This window comes from Paracraurococcus lichenis (genome assembly GCF_030657435.1).
In the GTDB taxonomy this organism is placed as follows: domain Bacteria; phylum Pseudomonadota; class Alphaproteobacteria; order Acetobacterales; family Acetobacteraceae; genus Paracraurococcus; species Paracraurococcus lichenis.
In genome coordinates, this window is sequence record NZ_JAUTWS010000363.1 from 1 (window position 1) to 871 (window position 871).

Sequence of the window (871 nt, forward strand, 5' to 3'; positions counted from 1 at the left end):
AGCCGCGACGCGGTCACCGCCGCGGTCGCTTCCGGCGAACAGCCACGACTTTCTTCCGAGAGCGATACCGCGCAGCGCCCGTTCGGCAGCATTGTTCGTGAGGCAGATCCGGCCATCACCGAGGAACCGGGCGAAGGCTTCCCAGCGCACCAGCATGTAGTCCATGGCCTTGGCGACCGGCGCGTGCCGGGACAGCTTGCCGCGGCTCTCGCGCATCCAGGTCTCGAGCTCGGTGACCAGCGGCGCGACGTGCCGCCGGCGAAGGATGAGCCGCGCCTCAGCAGGGAGGTTATTGATGGTGCGCTCGGCGTCAAAGATGGCGTCGATCCGCCGCACCGCCTCGATGGCGAGCGGCGCCCGCGACAACTCGGCCAGCTCGAACAGCTTGCGCCTGCCATGCGCCCAACAGGCGGCCTCGGTGATCGGCCCGGGTTGTCGATCGGCCTCGTAGAGCGCGTTGTAGCCGGCATAGGCATCCGCCTGCAGGATGCCGGCGTAGCCGGCCAGGTGCTGGTTCGGGTGCTCGGCGGTGCGGTCCCGCGAGTAGTGGAACATCGCCGCCGGGGGCGCCCGGCTGCCAAACGGCCGGTCGTCGCGGACATAGGTCCAGACCCGGCCGGTGATGGTCTTGCCCTTGGCCAGCACCGGGACGGTGGTGTCGTCGCCGTGCAGCCGCTCGGCCGCCAGCACATGGGCCTCGATCAGGGCCACCAGCGGCTCCAGGTTGGCGGTGCAGGCCCCGACCCAGCCGGCGATGGTCGAGACGCTGAGCTCGATGCCCTGAAAGGCATAGGTCTCGCTCTGGCGGTTCAGCGGCAGGTGCTGGCCGAACTTCGCCTCCAGGATCATCGCCAGCAGCTGAGGGCCGGCA

General features: G+C 69.8%; 1 protein-coding gene. It reads right to left on the reverse strand.

Annotation, left to right across the window (positions count from 1 at the left end; translation table 11 throughout):
• Positions 1-871 (reverse strand): IS66 family transposase (gene tnpC, locus Q7A36_RS40260; protein ID WP_305109402.1); only part of this gene is annotated, 871 nt, incomplete at both ends.